At 35.9% G+C, this 14,074-nt stretch carries 21 protein-coding genes; 10 read left to right on the top strand and 11 right to left on the bottom strand.

Annotated elements, in window-relative coordinates:
* Positions 1-10 precede the first annotated feature (10 nt).
* The 3 genes from accB to DES38_RS04825 form a co-directional block, all read right to left on the bottom strand.
* Positions 11-484, bottom strand: coding sequence for an acetyl-CoA carboxylase biotin carboxyl carrier protein (accB, locus tag DES38_RS04835; protein WP_110250969.1), 474 nt, complete (start codon positions 482-484; stop codon positions 11-13).
* Positions 485-694: 210 nt separating this feature from the next.
* Entirely contained in the window at positions 695-1,252 is a 558-nt protein-coding gene (gene efp, locus DES38_RS04830; protein ID WP_110250968.1) for an elongation factor P, read from the bottom strand.
* Between the two features lie 27 nt (positions 1,253-1,279).
* Positions 1,280-2,341 carry a M24 family metallopeptidase gene (locus DES38_RS04825; RefSeq protein WP_110250967.1) on the bottom strand — a complete coding sequence of 354 codons (1,062 nt, stop codon included), beginning with the start codon at positions 2,339-2,341 and terminating at the stop codon, positions 1,280-1,282.
* A gap of 223 nt (positions 2,342-2,564) precedes the next feature.
* Here DES38_RS04825 and DES38_RS04820 point away from each other — a divergent pair, with 223 nt between their 5' ends.
* The gene (locus DES38_RS04820) at positions 2,565-2,921 is read left to right on the top strand and encodes an SA1362 family protein (RefSeq protein ID WP_110250966.1); all 357 of its coding nucleotides are present in this window, start codon (positions 2,565-2,567) and stop codon (positions 2,919-2,921) included.
* 79 nt (positions 2,922-3,000) lie between these two features.
* On the opposite strand, the gene mntR is transcribed toward DES38_RS04820, so the two are convergent.
* Positions 3,001-3,417, bottom strand: a complete 417-nt coding sequence (gene mntR / locus DES38_RS04815; protein ID WP_110250965.1) for a transcriptional regulator MntR — start codon at positions 3,415-3,417, stop codon at positions 3,001-3,003.
* Between the two features lie 208 nt (positions 3,418-3,625).
* Here mntR and DES38_RS04810 point away from each other — a divergent pair, with 208 nt between their 5' ends.
* Positions 3,626-4,039 carry a rhodanese-like domain-containing protein gene (locus tag DES38_RS04810; protein ID WP_110250964.1) on the top strand — a complete coding sequence of 138 codons (414 nt, stop codon included), beginning with the start codon at positions 3,626-3,628 and terminating at the stop codon, positions 4,037-4,039.
* 82 nt (positions 4,040-4,121) lie between these two features.
* Here the strand turns inward: DES38_RS04810 and DES38_RS04805 are convergent, their stop codons facing one another.
* Complete coding sequence (locus DES38_RS04805) at positions 4,122-4,637, bottom strand: shikimate kinase (RefSeq protein WP_110250963.1); 516 nt, start codon at positions 4,635-4,637, stop codon at positions 4,122-4,124.
* A 226-nt stretch (positions 4,638-4,863) separates the two neighbouring features.
* On the opposite strand from DES38_RS04805, the gene comGA reads away from it, so the two are divergent.
* From comGA to DES38_RS04770, 7 genes are all read left to right on the top strand, one after another.
* Positions 4,864-5,853, top strand: a complete 990-nt coding sequence (gene comGA, locus DES38_RS04800; RefSeq protein ID WP_110250962.1) for a competence type IV pilus ATPase ComGA — start codon at positions 4,864-4,866, stop codon at positions 5,851-5,853.
* Positions 5,825-6,871 carry a type II secretion system F family protein gene (locus DES38_RS04795; RefSeq protein WP_170114335.1) on the top strand — a complete coding sequence of 349 codons (1,047 nt, stop codon included), beginning with the start codon at positions 5,825-5,827 and terminating at the stop codon, positions 6,869-6,871. The genes comGA and DES38_RS04795 overlap by 29 nt, the downstream gene beginning before the upstream one ends.
* A gap of 120 nt (positions 6,872-6,991) precedes the next feature.
* The gene (comGC, locus tag DES38_RS04790; RefSeq protein ID WP_170114334.1) at positions 6,992-7,324 is read left to right on the top strand and encodes a competence type IV pilus major pilin ComGC; all 333 of its coding nucleotides are present in this window, start codon (positions 6,992-6,994) and stop codon (positions 7,322-7,324) included.
* Entirely contained in the window at positions 7,308-7,760 is a 453-nt protein-coding gene (comGD, locus tag DES38_RS12235; RefSeq protein WP_425450534.1) for a competence type IV pilus minor pilin ComGD, read from the top strand. Before comGC ends, comGD begins: the two co-directional genes overlap by 17 nt.
* Positions 7,738-8,073 (top strand): hypothetical protein, encoded by a 336-nt coding sequence (locus tag DES38_RS04780; RefSeq protein ID WP_110250958.1) that lies wholly within the window; start codon positions 7,738-7,740, stop codon positions 8,071-8,073. Before comGD ends, DES38_RS04780 begins: the two co-directional genes overlap by 23 nt.
* Positions 8,063-8,479 (top strand): competence type IV pilus minor pilin ComGF, encoded by a 417-nt coding sequence (gene comGF, locus DES38_RS04775; protein ID WP_110250957.1) that lies wholly within the window; start codon positions 8,063-8,065, stop codon positions 8,477-8,479. Before DES38_RS04780 ends, comGF begins: the two co-directional genes overlap by 11 nt.
* Positions 8,445-8,825, top strand: coding sequence for a hypothetical protein (locus DES38_RS04770; protein WP_146206353.1), 381 nt, complete (start codon positions 8,445-8,447; stop codon positions 8,823-8,825). The genes comGF and DES38_RS04770 overlap by 35 nt, the downstream gene beginning before the upstream one ends.
* Here DES38_RS04770 and DES38_RS04765 read toward each other — a convergent pair.
* The 6 genes from DES38_RS04765 to rpmG all read right to left on the bottom strand — a co-directional run bounded on the left by DES38_RS04765 (position 8,822) and on the right by rpmG (position 13,528).
* Positions 8,822-9,439: an MBL fold metallo-hydrolase gene (locus tag DES38_RS04765; RefSeq protein ID WP_110250955.1), complete on the bottom strand. Its 618-nt coding sequence runs from the start codon at positions 9,437-9,439 to the stop codon at positions 8,822-8,824. The genes DES38_RS04770 and DES38_RS04765 overlap by 4 nt on opposite strands.
* A gap of 80 nt (positions 9,440-9,519) precedes the next feature.
* Complete coding sequence (locus tag DES38_RS04760; RefSeq protein ID WP_110250954.1) at positions 9,520-11,379, bottom strand: LTA synthase family protein; 1,860 nt, start codon at positions 11,377-11,379, stop codon at positions 9,520-9,522.
* A 150-nt stretch (positions 11,380-11,529) separates the two neighbouring features.
* Positions 11,530-12,489: an ROK family glucokinase gene (locus DES38_RS04755; protein ID WP_110250953.1), complete on the bottom strand. Its 960-nt coding sequence runs from the start codon at positions 12,487-12,489 to the stop codon at positions 11,530-11,532.
* A 17-nt stretch (positions 12,490-12,506) separates the two neighbouring features.
* Entirely contained in the window at positions 12,507-12,695 is a 189-nt protein-coding gene (locus tag DES38_RS04750; protein WP_110250952.1) for a YqgQ family protein, read from the bottom strand.
* Positions 12,696-12,758: 63 nt separating this feature from the next.
* Entirely contained in the window at positions 12,759-13,313 is a 555-nt protein-coding gene (locus DES38_RS04745; RefSeq protein ID WP_110250951.1) for a 5-formyltetrahydrofolate cyclo-ligase, read from the bottom strand.
* A 65-nt stretch (positions 13,314-13,378) separates the two neighbouring features.
* The gene (gene rpmG / locus DES38_RS04740) at positions 13,379-13,528 is read right to left on the bottom strand and encodes a 50S ribosomal protein L33 (protein WP_110250950.1); all 150 of its coding nucleotides are present in this window, start codon (positions 13,526-13,528) and stop codon (positions 13,379-13,381) included.
* Between the two features lie 197 nt (positions 13,529-13,725).
* On the opposite strand from rpmG, the gene DES38_RS04735 reads away from it, so the two are divergent.
* Complete coding sequence (locus tag DES38_RS04735; RefSeq protein ID WP_110250949.1) at positions 13,726-14,070, top strand: hypothetical protein; 345 nt, start codon at positions 13,726-13,728, stop codon at positions 14,068-14,070.
* Positions 14,071-14,074 lie beyond the last annotated feature (4 nt).

Raw genomic sequence — 14,074 nt, 5'->3', positions numbered from 1 at the left:
CATCTCCCCTCTAGGCCTTTTTTATGCCGAATAAAGGTTGATTGTATTCAACAAGCTCACCATTTTTAGCAAGAATTTCAACAATAGTGCCATCAACTTCAGCTTCAATCTCATTAAACAACTTCATCGCTTCAATAATACAAACCACACTTTTTTCTGTAACTGTATCGCCAACTTCGACATAAGGTGGTGTATCCGGTGAAGAAGTTAAGTAAAAAGTACCCACCATTGGCGAATGAATCACATGATCATAGTTCACTTCTTTTTCTGAATTCACCGCGACCGCTTCATCGTTTACAGGCTTCTGCTCGACCGGCGCTAGTGTTGGCTCGACAGTTGCTGGTTGTTGAACAGCAGTATGCGTCGTTTGATGGGTATCTTTTCGTAACGTTAATTTCCCTTCTTCTCCTTCATATGATAATTCTCGAATTGACGAAGCATCAACTGCTTCTATTAATTGTTTGACATCAGTTATATTAAACATGTTTATCTCTCCTATTTTTTCCGAAATTAAATAATAATTACTAAATATTAATAACAGGTACTAATCTTTCCTCTATTCATTCTATAAGATGTTGAACAAAAGTTCAAGAATTCTTTGTTTCTAGGAATTGCACTTCAATTGAAGTGTTGATATTGTGTTTTGCGAAAGAAAGAAAAACACTGATTAAATATTTAATCAGTGTTTGAATCATTATGCACGAGATACGTATTTACCATCTGTTGTACTAACAATTAACTTATCACCAGGGTTTACAAAGAAAGGAACCTGTACAGTTAATCCCGTTTCAGTCACTGCAGGTTTAGAACCTCCACTTGCTGTATCACCTTTAATTCCCGGCTCTGTTTCTGTTACTTCAAGTTCAACATTGTTCGGTAATTGAACACCCAGAATTTCGCCTTGATATGAAATAACATGCACTTCCATATTTTCTAGAATAAACTTTAATTCATATGCAATCTGTTTAGCGGGAATCTCCAATTGTTCATAAGACTCCATATCCATAAATGTGTGCATTTCACCTGAAGCATACAAATATTGCATTTTACGATTTTCAATATGTGCTTTTTCAACTTTCTCGCCACCACGAAACGTTTTTTCTTGAATATTCCCATTGCGCAAATTACGTAATTTTGAACGCACAAAGGCAGCCCCTTTGCCTGGCTTAACGTGTTGAAACTCCAATACTTGCCAGATGCCATTATCTACTTCGATTGTGAGGCCTGTTTTAAAATCATTCACTGAAATCATTCTATTTCCTCCTAGAATTTCTATTAACTATACTATAATAAGTTCTTTTGGTGCTTTATTCAAGCTTTTATTGCCTGTTTTAGTGATAATGATATCGTCTTCAATTCGACATCCACCTACATTCGGTACATAAATTCCTGGTTCAACTGTTACGACCATATTTTCTTCCAAAGTAATGGTTCCCATTGGTGATAAACGCGGGCCTTCATGCACTTCAAGACCCAGACCGTGGCCTGTACCGTGACCAAAGTATTCACCATAGCCTTTTGCTTTAATATAATCACGTGTTAACGCATCAGCTGCTTTACCGGTCATCCCTGCTTTTGTCCCTTTTAACCCCCGCAGATGTGCTTCCAGTACCGTGTCGAAAATTTCTTTTAATTGATCATTTATTTCACCCACAGCAAATGTCCGCGTCATATCTGAACAGTAACCTTGGTATAGCGCTCCAAAATCTAAGGTAACCAATTCTCCAGTTTCAATTTTCTTCTCAGAAGCTACACCATGTGGTAAAGCTGATCTATAACCCGACGCCACAATGATATCAAAGCTTGATGAGGTCGCCCCTTGTTGACGCATAAAGAACTCCAGTTCATTTGCGACTTCAATTTCTGTCATGCCTGGTTTTACAAAGTTCAAGATGTGTGCATACGCAGCGTCAGAAATATCTGCTGCTTTTTGCATAACTAATAATTCTTCTTCTGTTTTAATCATTCGAATAGTTGCAATAATATCTACTGTAGGGATTAGCTCTGCATCAATTTGATCTTTGTATTGATTTGCGACATCATACGTTAAATCATCAGCTTCAAAGGCTACCTTTTCAAGTTTGAGCTCACTAATAAGACGCGCTAATTCTTTTATAACGGATTGTTTATGTTCTACAATATTATACCCAACAGCCTGTGCATGAGCTTGTTCTGTATAACGAAAATCGGTAATAAAGAGTTGTTTGTCTAAAGTGATAAGGACAACACCAGCTGTTCCGGTAAAGCCACTGATGTATCGGCGATTAAAACCATTAGTAACAATGATTGCGTCGACATTTTTTTCTTTTAATTTAGTTCGTAACGTTGCTAATTTATTCACGATAACTCACCCTTCTTGATTTATCTTTGCCATTTAATAGTGTATCATAAGTAGTATGTTTTTTATAGTTGTACTAATTGTCTGAGTGGCTGCTTTCTTTTAGTAATCGATATTGATAGCCTCTCCTTTTGCAGACAAATAAAAAATTATTCTTGCAGCATCGCTGGAGCAATTGCTTCTCTGCTGCACACGTAATATTCATACTATGAAATGGGGTTACCTTATGGGTACTAAACGTCCGCTTATTGTTTACATCATTTTAGGATTTGCAATGCTTGGTTTTACCTATACACTCATATTTAATACCGGTGCATTCCTTCGTTCACTCGCTTTAACAGTCGCTATTTTAATTTCAATATACGGTGTAATCTACGTTTTCTTTCTAAGAAAACGAGTACCAACCGATATGAAAAAATATAAGCAAGCTGTTAAACAGTCTAAAAATCGACATAAACTAAAAAATAAGCGCAGTGTTTTAACACAATCCCGCCGAAAACGTAAAAAAAAGAAGAAAACATCTCACCTTCGTGTCATCGATGGAGAAAAGGCTAAGTCAAAAAAGACTTCTTTAAATAAATAAAAGCTTTTCTATACGATCAGAGGTGTTAAGCACTTAACAAATAAAATCCTAAGCGGTAGCCTCTGCTTAGGATTCCTTATTATACCTCATGGTCATTTAACTTTTTTAATGCTTCTACGCGCGCATCGTCTTCTTCAAAATAAGAAACAAGATCAACAATTCGATCAATTGAATTCCAACTTAAATGATGCTCAATGCCTTCCACATCATGATAGATGTTTTCTTCGTTCACACCAATAATTCGTAAAAACGATTCGAGCAGCGTATGTCGATCAACTAATCGCTTGCCCATTTGTTCGCCTTTATTGGTTAAGATTAAACCTCGGTATTTCTCGTAGTTCAAGTATCCATCTTTATCTAACTTTTGCACCATTTTTGTTACTGACGAAGGATGAACAGCAATCGCTTCTGCAATATCAGAAACCCTTGCATATCCTTTATTTTCGATAAGTAAATATATTTGTTCTATGTAATCTTCCATACTAGGCGTTGGCATAAACATCCTCCTATCATTATATAGTATACAATAAATTTGACCGATTAAAAAGGCTCTAAAGAAAAAACAACGCGAACGAAGGGATTCTAGTAAAATGTGTTTTCCCTTCATACCTTATCTATTATTCGATTAAAAAAGGAAAACGGTTCACTTTTAGAAAAAATCATCGTATAATGGTACCAGACTGAAAAAAAAGGGGAATAAAATTATGTATTTAACATTAGGTTTAGGATGGGATTGGATTGCATTAATTGCTTTTGTACTCATCTATCTCGGTTACACTGTTTATCGTTATTTAAAAACAAAAAAAATATTAACCACTTTATCCGAAGATCAGTTCAGAGAAGGCTATCGTAAAGCTCAATTAATTGATGTTCGCGAACAAAAAGAGTTTGATGCTGGCCATATATGGGGGGCAAGAAATATACCTGTCACTCAACTTAAGCAACGCAAAAAAGAATTAAGAAAAGACATGCCAATATATCTTTATTGTCAATCAGGTTCGCGTTCAGCAAGAGCTGCTTGGTTACTTCATAAAGAAGGTTATCAACAGATTTACGATCTCAAAGGTGGATTTAAAGATTGGAAAGGTAAAATAAAAAAGTCTGATAAAGCAAAATAATTGAACTCTGTGGTTAGGAGTCACTACCCTGTTTTGCATGTAAAAGAGAGAGCAGCTCAAAGCTACTCTCTCTTTTTATTGGTTATTTTATAGATATCTTCTCGAATTTTGTAATGATTTCATGCACAATAGCTCCAATTGATTTATCATCTGTGGTGACAACAATTTGACTTGTCTGCTGATACAGTTTTTCCCGTTGATAATACAAATGCTGCTTGTCACGTTTACTGTCTTGCCAAATAGGTCGTGCTTGATCACCTTGCAGTCGGCTAACGATTGTTTCCCACTCCGTTTTTAAGTAGACAACGACTTGATCTGATAAGTATGAGCGATTTTGCTCACGCTCAATTATTCCACCACCTGTCGCAATAACATGCTGTTTTAAAGGGACTTGACAGAGGGCCAACGTTTCCTGATCTCTAAAATAACCTTCCCCTGATTCGTTAAATATATCTGGAATTGATTGATGACATCGCTCAACAATTACTTCATCTGTATCTATATAATGATAACCTAGTTGATCTGCCAAATATTTACCGACGGTTGATTTTCCACAACCCATAAAGCCAATTAAAAAAACACTTGCATCACTGTCCATAGTCATCCCACCTCTTCTGATTTCTTCTATATAGCCAGTTATTTAATTAGTTGCAATTACTCTATCACTTTTCAAGTATTATCGCAATCATTGAAAAAAATCATCTACTAGTGATCTGAAATGACAAAGTCTCTCTGACTGACCTGTCTTTTTTATCTTGTGCTTCGTCTGAATATAAATTATGATGAAGGCGTTGTTTCAAAATGTTGAATGGAGGTGTAACTAGATCAATACTTTTGATCACTATTTAACTAAAATTTTAATTTATGCTGTCACTCACCACATCTCGGATTTTCATTTTATTCCAAGTGAAACAAACGTTTCACTCTTCGTACGCATCCAAGGAAAGCGTGTTGCTTATCAGCAAATTCCCTTAAGTTTTTATACGAGCTTTATCAATTACCTAAAGTATCAAGCGCAGATGGATATCGGAGAATCTCGCCATCCCCAAGATGGTACACTAACATGGTCCTTAAGTGAAACAACGGTCGATTTACGCATATCCACCCTGCCTGTCCGTCAATCAGAAAGTCTAGCAGTCCGCTTATTACCTCACAACCGCACAAGATCACTCAACGACTTATTGTTGTTCCCTCATCAAGTGAAAACACTGCAGAGATTAATCAACCGCACATCAGGTATTATCCTCTTGACAGGCCCTACTGGATCTGGAAAGACTACACTCCTCTATAGCTTGATTGATTACCTACTCGAACAACACGCTTATCAAACGATCTCACTTGAAGATCCAATCGAAAAAGATATGAAAAATTTTTTGCAAGTGCAAATAAACGAAAAAAGTGGCATGACTTATCAAACCGGATTGAAAGCCGCCCTGCGTCATGACCCCGACATTATAATGGTCGGTGAAATACGTGATGATAAAACAGCCGAATTCGTCTTTCATGCCGCTTATACAGGACACTTAGTCTTTTCCACACTTCACGCAAAGAATGCTGTAGGAACCATCCATCGCTTAATTGAGATGGGGGTTAAACCCATTGATATTGAACAAAATCTAATTGGCATTTGCGCCATTGAATTATTACCGTTGCACTTACAACAACGTCGCGCCGGTATTTTAGAGATTCTTGCAGGCGTTCCTTTAGAACGATACATGAAAAATCCACACATACTACCGGAACCTTTTGTCAATTTCAAATCACTTAAACGAAAGGCTTATGCTTATGGTTACATTGACACCCTTCCACAATAAAACTAAACAACTAAACCTTGATCAACAATTGCATTTCATTGAAGTTCTTGGACAACTGTTGCAGCAGCATTATTCAATTAATCAGGCTTTAATCATCATCCAATGGCAAAAACAATACCAACCACTTGCACAGTCACTATCACTTGCACTAACTAATGGCATCCGCTTTGATGTTGCCCTTAATCAAACTGGTTTTCATCATCAAATCGTCTCCTTTGTGCATTTTGCACTGATTCATGGAAACTTAACAGAAGCCTTTGTGGAAAGCACAGCACTAATCAAACAACAGCTCAGGATTCAACAATCTTTCAAAAAAACAATGCGTTATCCACTTATCTTAATCATGAGCTTCCTACTCATGCTGTTCTTTACCCAACACTACGTCTATCCTAATTTCCAGCAGTTATATCAAACAAATCAAGTAGAGTCATCACTATTGACCCTTTCCACTCAAGCCGTAGACATTGTTTTTAATTTACTCGTCATTAGTGCTTACCTATTAATTGCTGGTACAATCTTCATCCTTCTAAGTAAACGACTATTAAAGACAGCGAAACAACTCGCTATGCTTAGCCGTATTCCTATTGTGTTTCCATTGTTGCGCTACTATTTTAGTTTTATGCTTGCTACGCACATTGGTGCGTTACTTGAAAGTAAACTTTCTATTAAAGAGTGCTTTGTCGCTTTAACAGAAAAGCAGTCCACTAATTATTTTGCATTCATTACAAACCGGCTTGAGCAAGCCTTGAGCAATGGATCCAGTCTTGATTTTGCAGTCTTAAATGAAACCTTCTTGACTGAGGATCTTTATCAAATATTTAAAAAGCAAGAACCTCATCCACAATTAAAACGCGATTTAACTGCCTATACGCGTCTACTTTTAGATCAGTTAACACAAGCCGTTGATCGTAAGCTAACAATGATCCAACCGATTGTCTTTGTTACCATCGCTGTCAGTATCGTCTTGGTCTATTTATCCATTTTATTACCTATGTTAGACATGATTCAAATCGTTTAATAAGTTCTTAATTGCTTTAGTCGTATTCACCACTTAATTGCTACTTAGATGCTAACATGTTTTGAAATGCGTGGTCGAAATGTCTTTATTTTAAAAATAATCATGAGGAGTTGCACACATATGCACTTGAATCAAAACGAAGAAGGATTTACTTTAATCGAAATGTTAATTGTCATGAGTGTAATCGCTCTACTGCTCGTCTTAATTACCCCTCGACTCGGCAACCACAATGAGAACATTGCAAAAAAAAGCGATGAAGCGACGGTTAGTTTTGTTAACACACAAATACAAGCTTATTATCTCGATAATGGCGAGTATCCAGAATCTTTACAAGCGCTTGTAAATGACGACTATCTTAAAGCAGATATAATTGATCCTAATCGAATAGTATTAGCTTTTGAAACATCAGAAAATAAAAAAGTACATCTTGTTGAAGATGTCCCAGTCCCATAACCAAGTTGGCTTTACATTGATTGAACTATTAATTGTGCTAAGTTTCTTACAACTAATTCTGATGTTTTCCAGTTTTCATTACGCCAAATCACAAGACTTATATCAATTTCAGCTATGGTATGTTCAATTTGAGCATGACTTACTCTATGTACAAAAAAAGACTATGATAACCACGCTGGATATGACTATACAATTAAACCCAAACAGATATAACTACGAGATTAGGTATTCACCCATTTATTCTCCGGAAGAGATACGAACATATAATAAAGATTGGCAGTTAGAATTACTAACCACATCATATCATTTACGCTTTTCACGAAATGGAAACTTTAAATCGCCTGGACAAATGCGTTTGACAACAACTTATTATTCACACCAAATCTATTTTCCGTTTGGGAAAGGACGTGCGTATGTTATCACAAAAGAGCGCTGACGGTTTTTTACTGCTTGAGTGGTTAATCAATCTGTCTCTTTTAAGTGTTATTTTAAGTGCGACTATACCTTATCTTTATCAATTAAAGTTAGAAATGCATGAAAATCGAAATGAGCTAGCAATGACTCAGTATGTTTACTCGCAACTACAAGAAGAAACAGGCAGCGGTTTCCCTAAAGAAATAGAACAACTATACCTCAATACCTCTGTTAATATTGCCTATTCACAAGAACAAACCTTTTTAAAAGCAGTTGCAAGTTACGTGAATCACAGTGAGAAAACGATTGTCATCGACGTTTATTATGCGCCTTAATTCAAAGGGATTTACCCTTATTGAAGTACTTATTAGTTTACAAATCTTGTTGATTGTCCTAATGTTTTTGCCTTTACTCGTGCAAGCATTACAACCAGAAACAAATTATGCTCATTATGACACTGATCAATTTATTCGATTCCTCGAACGCGAAATACAAACAGGACAAATCATATCCGTTAAAAATCAGCAACTATTGATTTTAAATCATCAAAAACAAGTCGTCACAATTGAAAAATATCAAAGCGTCATTCGACGTCAAGTTAATCAAACAGGTCATGAAGTTTTATTACACCATGTAGATCAGTTCGATTTAACATTTGTAAATGCGCAATTAAATTTAACAGTTATTAAAAAGAATGGTGATAGAATTGCAACATCAATCGTTCCCTTTTATAAGCAATGAAAGAGGTTCCATCTCACTATACATTTTCTTTGTGAGTCAGCTGCTGAGCTTACTTTTTATTTTAATTACACTTGCTTATCAATCAGAGAAAAAGTTCATTCATCTTGAACGCGAACATCAAGACCATATGATGATCCATCAAATGACTTATCAAAACAGTATTGATACATGGTCATCGCAACCTGTACCTTCAACAGGTAATTATCAATTTCCTATCGGCACTGCCAAATATACCTTTTACCTTGAAGACGAGCAGTGGACATTAAACATTGTCAGTCAGACCTCCCCCCCTTATCAGCTATCACTTAATTATCCATTGGTCATAGAAAAAGAGTCAATCCCTTAAGTAAAGGGATTCGACTCTTTTTCTTCGCCAATCGTTGTTTCAGGCCCATGCCCGGGGTAAACAATGCATGCATCGTTTAATCGATAAAGTACACGAGTAATCGAATCTATCAGCACCTCTTTATTTCCTTGCGGTAAATCAAAACGACCTATCCCTCGTTTAAAAAGACAATCACCTGAAAAGACAACATTTTGTTGATCGAACACAAAGCTTACGCCACCCGGGGAGTGCCCTGGTGTATGTTTAACATCAAATTGAAAAGGGCCAATCGACAAGACGCCTTCGACCATAAAATGATCCGCCTCATTTGCAATAATTTCGCCTAATGGGAAATATGTCGATGCATTCAACTTAGGATCCATTAACCATGTTTTTTCTGCTTCATGTAAATAAACCGGGATATTATATGTCTCTCTTAACTGATCAACTGCACCTATGTGATCAAAATGCGCATGCGTTAACAGTATCGCAAGCGGTTCACTATCGAGTGTTTTAACCGTTTCCATTACTCGTTCAGCTTCTGCACCTGGATCAATAATTAGTGCTTTTCCTTGTTCGTTGATAACGTATCCATTCGTACCTAATTGACCGAGTGAAAGTTGTTTAATCTCCAATTGTTTTGACTCCTCTCCTAGTAAAAACATTAAAAAATAAGATGCGCCCTATTCAAGTTGAATAAGGCGCTCTTATTTTATTATTCATTGATGTCATGGAAGCGAAGTAAATCGCCATAAATGAGCTGGTCAGAAAAACCAAGTTCTTTTTGAACTTGTTCGCGAATACTAGCAAGTTCCTCAAGATTTTCTTCAGTTATTTCTCCCGTTTCAAGGTCATAGTAGTTCCCTTTCGCATAAATAACATCATTGGTAATAAATGAACCATCTCTTAAAGCAGTAAACGCCTTTTCTCTTGTTCCGAATAAGTTTGTCCCAAAACTTAACTCTTCAGTTTCGTCAATACCTAATAGATGAAGAAGTGTTGGCTTAATATCCACTTGTCCCGCCACGTCAGAAATAACTTCACCCTCATGACCTGGAATATGAATATAGAGAGGTACACGTTGTAACTGGACATGATCAAATGCTGTAATTTCATCTTTTTCAAGATAGGTAGCCATTGCACGATTGTGGAAATCACTAATACCATAGTGGTCACCCATCAAGACAATAATTGAATCCTCATATTCTCCTGACGCTTTCAGTGATGTGAAAAAATCTTCAATCGATTCATCTAAATAACGTGCTGTTTGAAAATAGTGATTCAATGTTTTTGAATTCGAATCAAATGGTGCAAGTGTTGCGTCTTCTTCATCCAACGTAAATGGATAATGATTCGTTAACGTAATCATACGTGTATAGTAAGGTTCTTCTAAATTCGTCAAATATTTCATCGACTGATCAAAGAAATCTTTATCTTTTAATCCCCAACCTACACTATTCTCATCAGTAACGTGATAGGCATTAATATCATAAAAGTGTTCAATGCCCATGTTTTCATACATGACATTTCGATTCCAGAAACTTGCACTATTTGCATGAAAAACAGATGTTGAATAATCATTTTGGGTTAACATTTCTGGAAGTGATTGGTACTCATTTTCACTATGAGTGAAATAAGCAGCTCCACTTGGCAAACTGTATAAACCTGACTCTACGATAAACTCAGAATCAGCTGTTTTCCCTTGTTCCGTTTGATGATAGAAATTCTCAAAGTAATAACTATCTTCAATTAAATCATTTAAAAATGGTGTCACTTCCTCACCATGCAAGGTGTTATTAATAACAAAGGATTGCAATGATTCTAAAGAAACAAATATGACGTTTTTATCTTCAGCAACGCCAAACATATCTGTATCTGTATGATCTGTCGTTTCAGTTTCAATATAGTCAAGGATTTCCGACAGTTCGTTACCATCTGCCAAGACGCGTTGCGCTTTAGATTTTGACTGTTGCACAACATCATAGAGGTGGAAATTAAATACACCAATATTTTTCACTAGATATTCACGATCAAACCCACGTTGTAACAATTGCGGGCGTTCAATCTCAGCTAAAATATAATTTCCTAGTAAGAGTATTATAGATAAGCTTAAAACTAAATATCTTTTCTTCGGGCGGAAACTAACGGTGTGAATGTCTCTTTTCTTAGAAGTTAAGTACCAAACAATCGCTAAATCTAAAAATAAGAAAATATCAAACCATTCAACAAGTGAAACTACACTTGATCCTAAATCAGCAGCATTGCTACCTTGAAATAAAATTGGAATTGTAAGAAAATCGCCAAAGTTTCGATAAAACACTAGGTTTAAATATAAAATAATCGAACCAAGTACCATCATTGTTCTAATATACTTAGGCTGTGTCTTTTCTTTCAACCAAACGCTTAGCGCTAAAATAAAGAACGCCATCACAAATGGGTTAATAAATATAATGATCTCTTGCATGATATTTTCTATATCCATCGTGAACATGAAACGATACATCACATATGTCTTTAAGCCAAATAACAAACTAGCTATAACATATAGTGATAAAAAATCTTTCTTTTTGAACATGTTTATTGTCCTCCTTAACGTCTATTCTCAATAATTGCTATAAACTAAAGTGAATAGACCCACCTTTATATGTTTTCCCTGATCTGATCACTTCAAACATATTTTGTTCGCATTAACTGTATAGACGTTATCTCTTTCCAAATGGTTACATTAAGATTGGTGTTGTTTTACTAAATAAGCGCCACCAATAATGCCAGCATCATTTCCAAGCTCAGCAATTTCAAACGAGGTACTTTCCACAATGCGCGGCAATGCATAACTTACGAAAGCTTTTTTTAATGGTTTTAAAAGTTCTTCACCAGCTTTTGACACACCGCCACCAATTACAATTTTTGAAGGGTTAACAATCGTTGTGATATTCGAAATAGCTAAACCTAAAACATCAACAACTTCAGCCACAATCTCTTGGGCAACACGGTCATTATTTTTGGTTGCATCAAATACGTCTTTAGCCGTTAATTTCTTTTTTTTCTCTAGTAATGGGGCAAGCTCAGTGTCAGAATCAGCTGTCACACGCGCTTGTGCAATTCGAGCGATGCCTGTAGCTGAGGTTATTGTTTCTAAACAACCACGGCGTCCACAATTACAAGGGACACCATTTTTCTCCATCGTCATATGACCAATTTCTCCAGCCATACCGTTCGTTCCACTTACAATTCTACCATTTACAATGATTCCGCCACCGACGCCAGTGCCTAACGTAATCGCGACCAGATTTTCAGCTAAATCACCTGAACCTAACCAATTTTCACCTAACGCAGCAATGTTTGCATCATTTTCTACATAAACAGGTAGATTTGAGAGGTCATGCAATAGCGTTCCAAGTGGGAAATCTAACCATCCTAAATTAACAGCTTGAGCGATTTCACCTGTATCTGTCACAACAAAACCTGGCGCGCCCACCCCGATGCCAAAACAAGCTTCTACGGGAATTGAATGTGTTGTTAACTTTGATTGTAGAGCGTTCCAAATATCATTCGGAATTTGATCGGATTCTTCTCCTGTCTTTGTTGTCACTTCCCATTTTTCGATAATTTTACCTTCCACAGATATTATTCCCATTTTAATTGTAGTACCACCAATATCGACACCTAAAAGATATTTTTTCATTCGATTCAATCCTCTCTTTAATTGGTTGATTTTTCGTGTAGTATAATTCGCAATGACTGATAATACTCATCATCAGTAAGTACACCTTCATGTCTTAGTGCCTTTAATTCAATTAGACTTAGTTCTAGCTCTGCATCACGATCACCCATATATGTATAAATTCCAAATCGTAATAATAATTTTTGCACATCATGGTACGTTTTCATTTTATCACCATTCCTATTATAACAAAAAAGCTCGTCAATTGGTAAACAAAGTCATCTTATAATTTACTCCACGATAATTAATTGATCAACCGGCTCATCGAAATACTCGTGATCAAAATGTTTAACCATTTGTTCTTTCCATACTAAAGATAACGACACACCGGAAAATGTTGCAAGAAAACGATCATAATAACCTCCACCATGACCAATTCGATAACGTGCTTCATCAAAGACCAAACCAGGGACAATCAATAAATCAATCTTGTCTTTATCAATTGGCGTTACGTGGTCTACGATTGGTTCTCTAATATTAAAATGACCAGGAGCAACATCATCAATAGATGATAGCGGATAAAATATCATTGTTTTAGTTTTTGGTTCACAAACAGGAACAACAATTTTCTTTCCTTCATTTAAAGCCTCTTGAATAATTAAGTCTGTATGCCACTCGTGTGATTGTGCTAAAGTAATTCCGATAATCGCGGCATTTTTATATACAGGTGCTTTCGTTAACGCGTTATGTAATGCATATGAAATCTCCGCTCTTTCACGCTCTGTTAAGTTACCTAAGATTTCTAACTGCTTTTTTCTTAGTTGGTATTTACTTTGTTCGCTCATATAAAAACCACCTTATATACAAAAAACTCTTATCTGCACCAATTGCGATAAGAGTTTTAGTGTACTTATTTTGTTTCGCGGTGAAGCGTATGTTTCATTAAACGTGGGCAATATTTCTTCATTTCAATACGCTCTGGGTTTGTACGTTTATTTTTTGTCGTAATGTAGTTACGATCGCCTGTTTCAGTACACGCTAAAGTGATGTTTACACGCATGATTATCCCTCCAAACTTTTCAGCTATCAAATATCAAAAATTATCATTTTCAGACTAATTCATATTACCAAACCTTTAAGAATAATTCAAGGGAAAAACAAATATATCTATTTGTTTTTTGCATAATCTTCCCTCGAATCTTTTTGCTGTCTTTTACTAAGTATGATATAACTAAAGGAGAAATAAAGGAGGTTGCCATGTTAACTGTTATTATTACATTACTTATTATAAGCACACTATTGTTTATTAGTTCATTTTTCGCCAGTGATCGATTTAAATCAATTGAAACGCAACTTGAACAATTGTCATTAAATCAAATGCAAGAAGCTTATCAATTAAAGAAAAAAATAAAAATTTTAGAAGAAGAGCTTATGCCTGAAGAACTTGATTTCAATTTCACTTCTCAACCTAAATCGCCACTTCAATCCAGAGTAGAGGCACTCTATGAGAACGGAAAGTCTATCAGTCAAATTAGTCAAATAACTCAACTGAGTGCTTACGATGTTGAAATTCTCATCAATCAATTAATTAAAACAAGATAAGAGG

The sequence above is a fragment of the Streptohalobacillus salinus genome (genome assembly GCF_003201605.1).
GTDB lineage: Bacteria > Bacillota > Bacilli > Bacillales > Amphibacillaceae > Streptohalobacillus > Streptohalobacillus salinus.
The sequence above is the reverse complement of the archived record's forward strand: the minus strand, read 5'-3'. Positions and strand labels throughout refer to the sequence as shown.

Coding starts and splice junctions, on each gene's coding strand:
- accB (WP_110250969.1), bottom strand. CDS start 484: ATGTTTAATATAACTGATGTCAAACAATTAATAGAAGCAGTTGATGCT.
- efp (WP_110250968.1), bottom strand. CDS start 1,252: ATGATTTCAGTGAATGATTTTAAAACAGGCCTCACAATCGAAGTAGAT.
- DES38_RS04820 (WP_110250966.1), top strand. CDS start 2,565: ATGGGTACTAAACGTCCGCTTATTGTTTACATCATTTTAGGATTTGCA.
- mntR (WP_110250965.1), bottom strand. CDS start 3,417: ATGCCAACGCCTAGTATGGAAGATTACATAGAACAAATATATTTACTT.
- DES38_RS04810 (WP_110250964.1), top strand. CDS start 3,626: ATGTATTTAACATTAGGTTTAGGATGGGATTGGATTGCATTAATTGCT.
- DES38_RS04805 (WP_110250963.1), bottom strand. CDS start 4,637: ATGGACAGTGATGCAAGTGTTTTTTTAATTGGCTTTATGGGTTGTGGA.
- DES38_RS04795 (WP_170114335.1), top strand. CDS start 5,825: ATGGTTACATTGACACCCTTCCACAATAAAACTAAACAACTAAACCTT.
- comGC (WP_170114334.1), top strand. CDS start 6,992: ATGCACTTGAATCAAAACGAAGAAGGATTTACTTTAATCGAAATGTTA.
- comGD (WP_425450534.1), top strand. CDS start 7,308: ATGTCCCAGTCCCATAACCAAGTTGGCTTTACATTGATTGAACTATTA.
- DES38_RS04780 (WP_110250958.1), top strand. CDS start 7,738: ATGTTATCACAAAAGAGCGCTGACGGTTTTTTACTGCTTGAGTGGTTA.
- comGF (WP_110250957.1), top strand. CDS start 8,063: ATGCGCCTTAATTCAAAGGGATTTACCCTTATTGAAGTACTTATTAGT.
- DES38_RS04760 (WP_110250954.1), bottom strand. CDS start 11,379: ATGTTCAAAAAGAAAGATTTTTTATCACTATATGTTATAGCTAGTTTG.
- DES38_RS04755 (WP_110250953.1), bottom strand. CDS start 12,489: ATGAAAAAATATCTTTTAGGTGTCGATATTGGTGGTACTACAATTAAA.
- DES38_RS04750 (WP_110250952.1), bottom strand. CDS start 12,695: ATGAAAACGTACCATGATGTGCAAAAATTATTATTACGATTTGGAATT.
- DES38_RS04745 (WP_110250951.1), bottom strand. CDS start 13,313: ATGAGCGAACAAAGTAAATACCAACTAAGAAAAAAGCAGTTAGAAATC.
- rpmG (WP_110250950.1), bottom strand. CDS start 13,528: ATGCGTGTAAACATCACTTTAGCGTGTACTGAAACAGGCGATCGTAAC.
- DES38_RS04735 (WP_110250949.1), top strand. CDS start 13,726: ATGTTAACTGTTATTATTACATTACTTATTATAAGCACACTATTGTTT.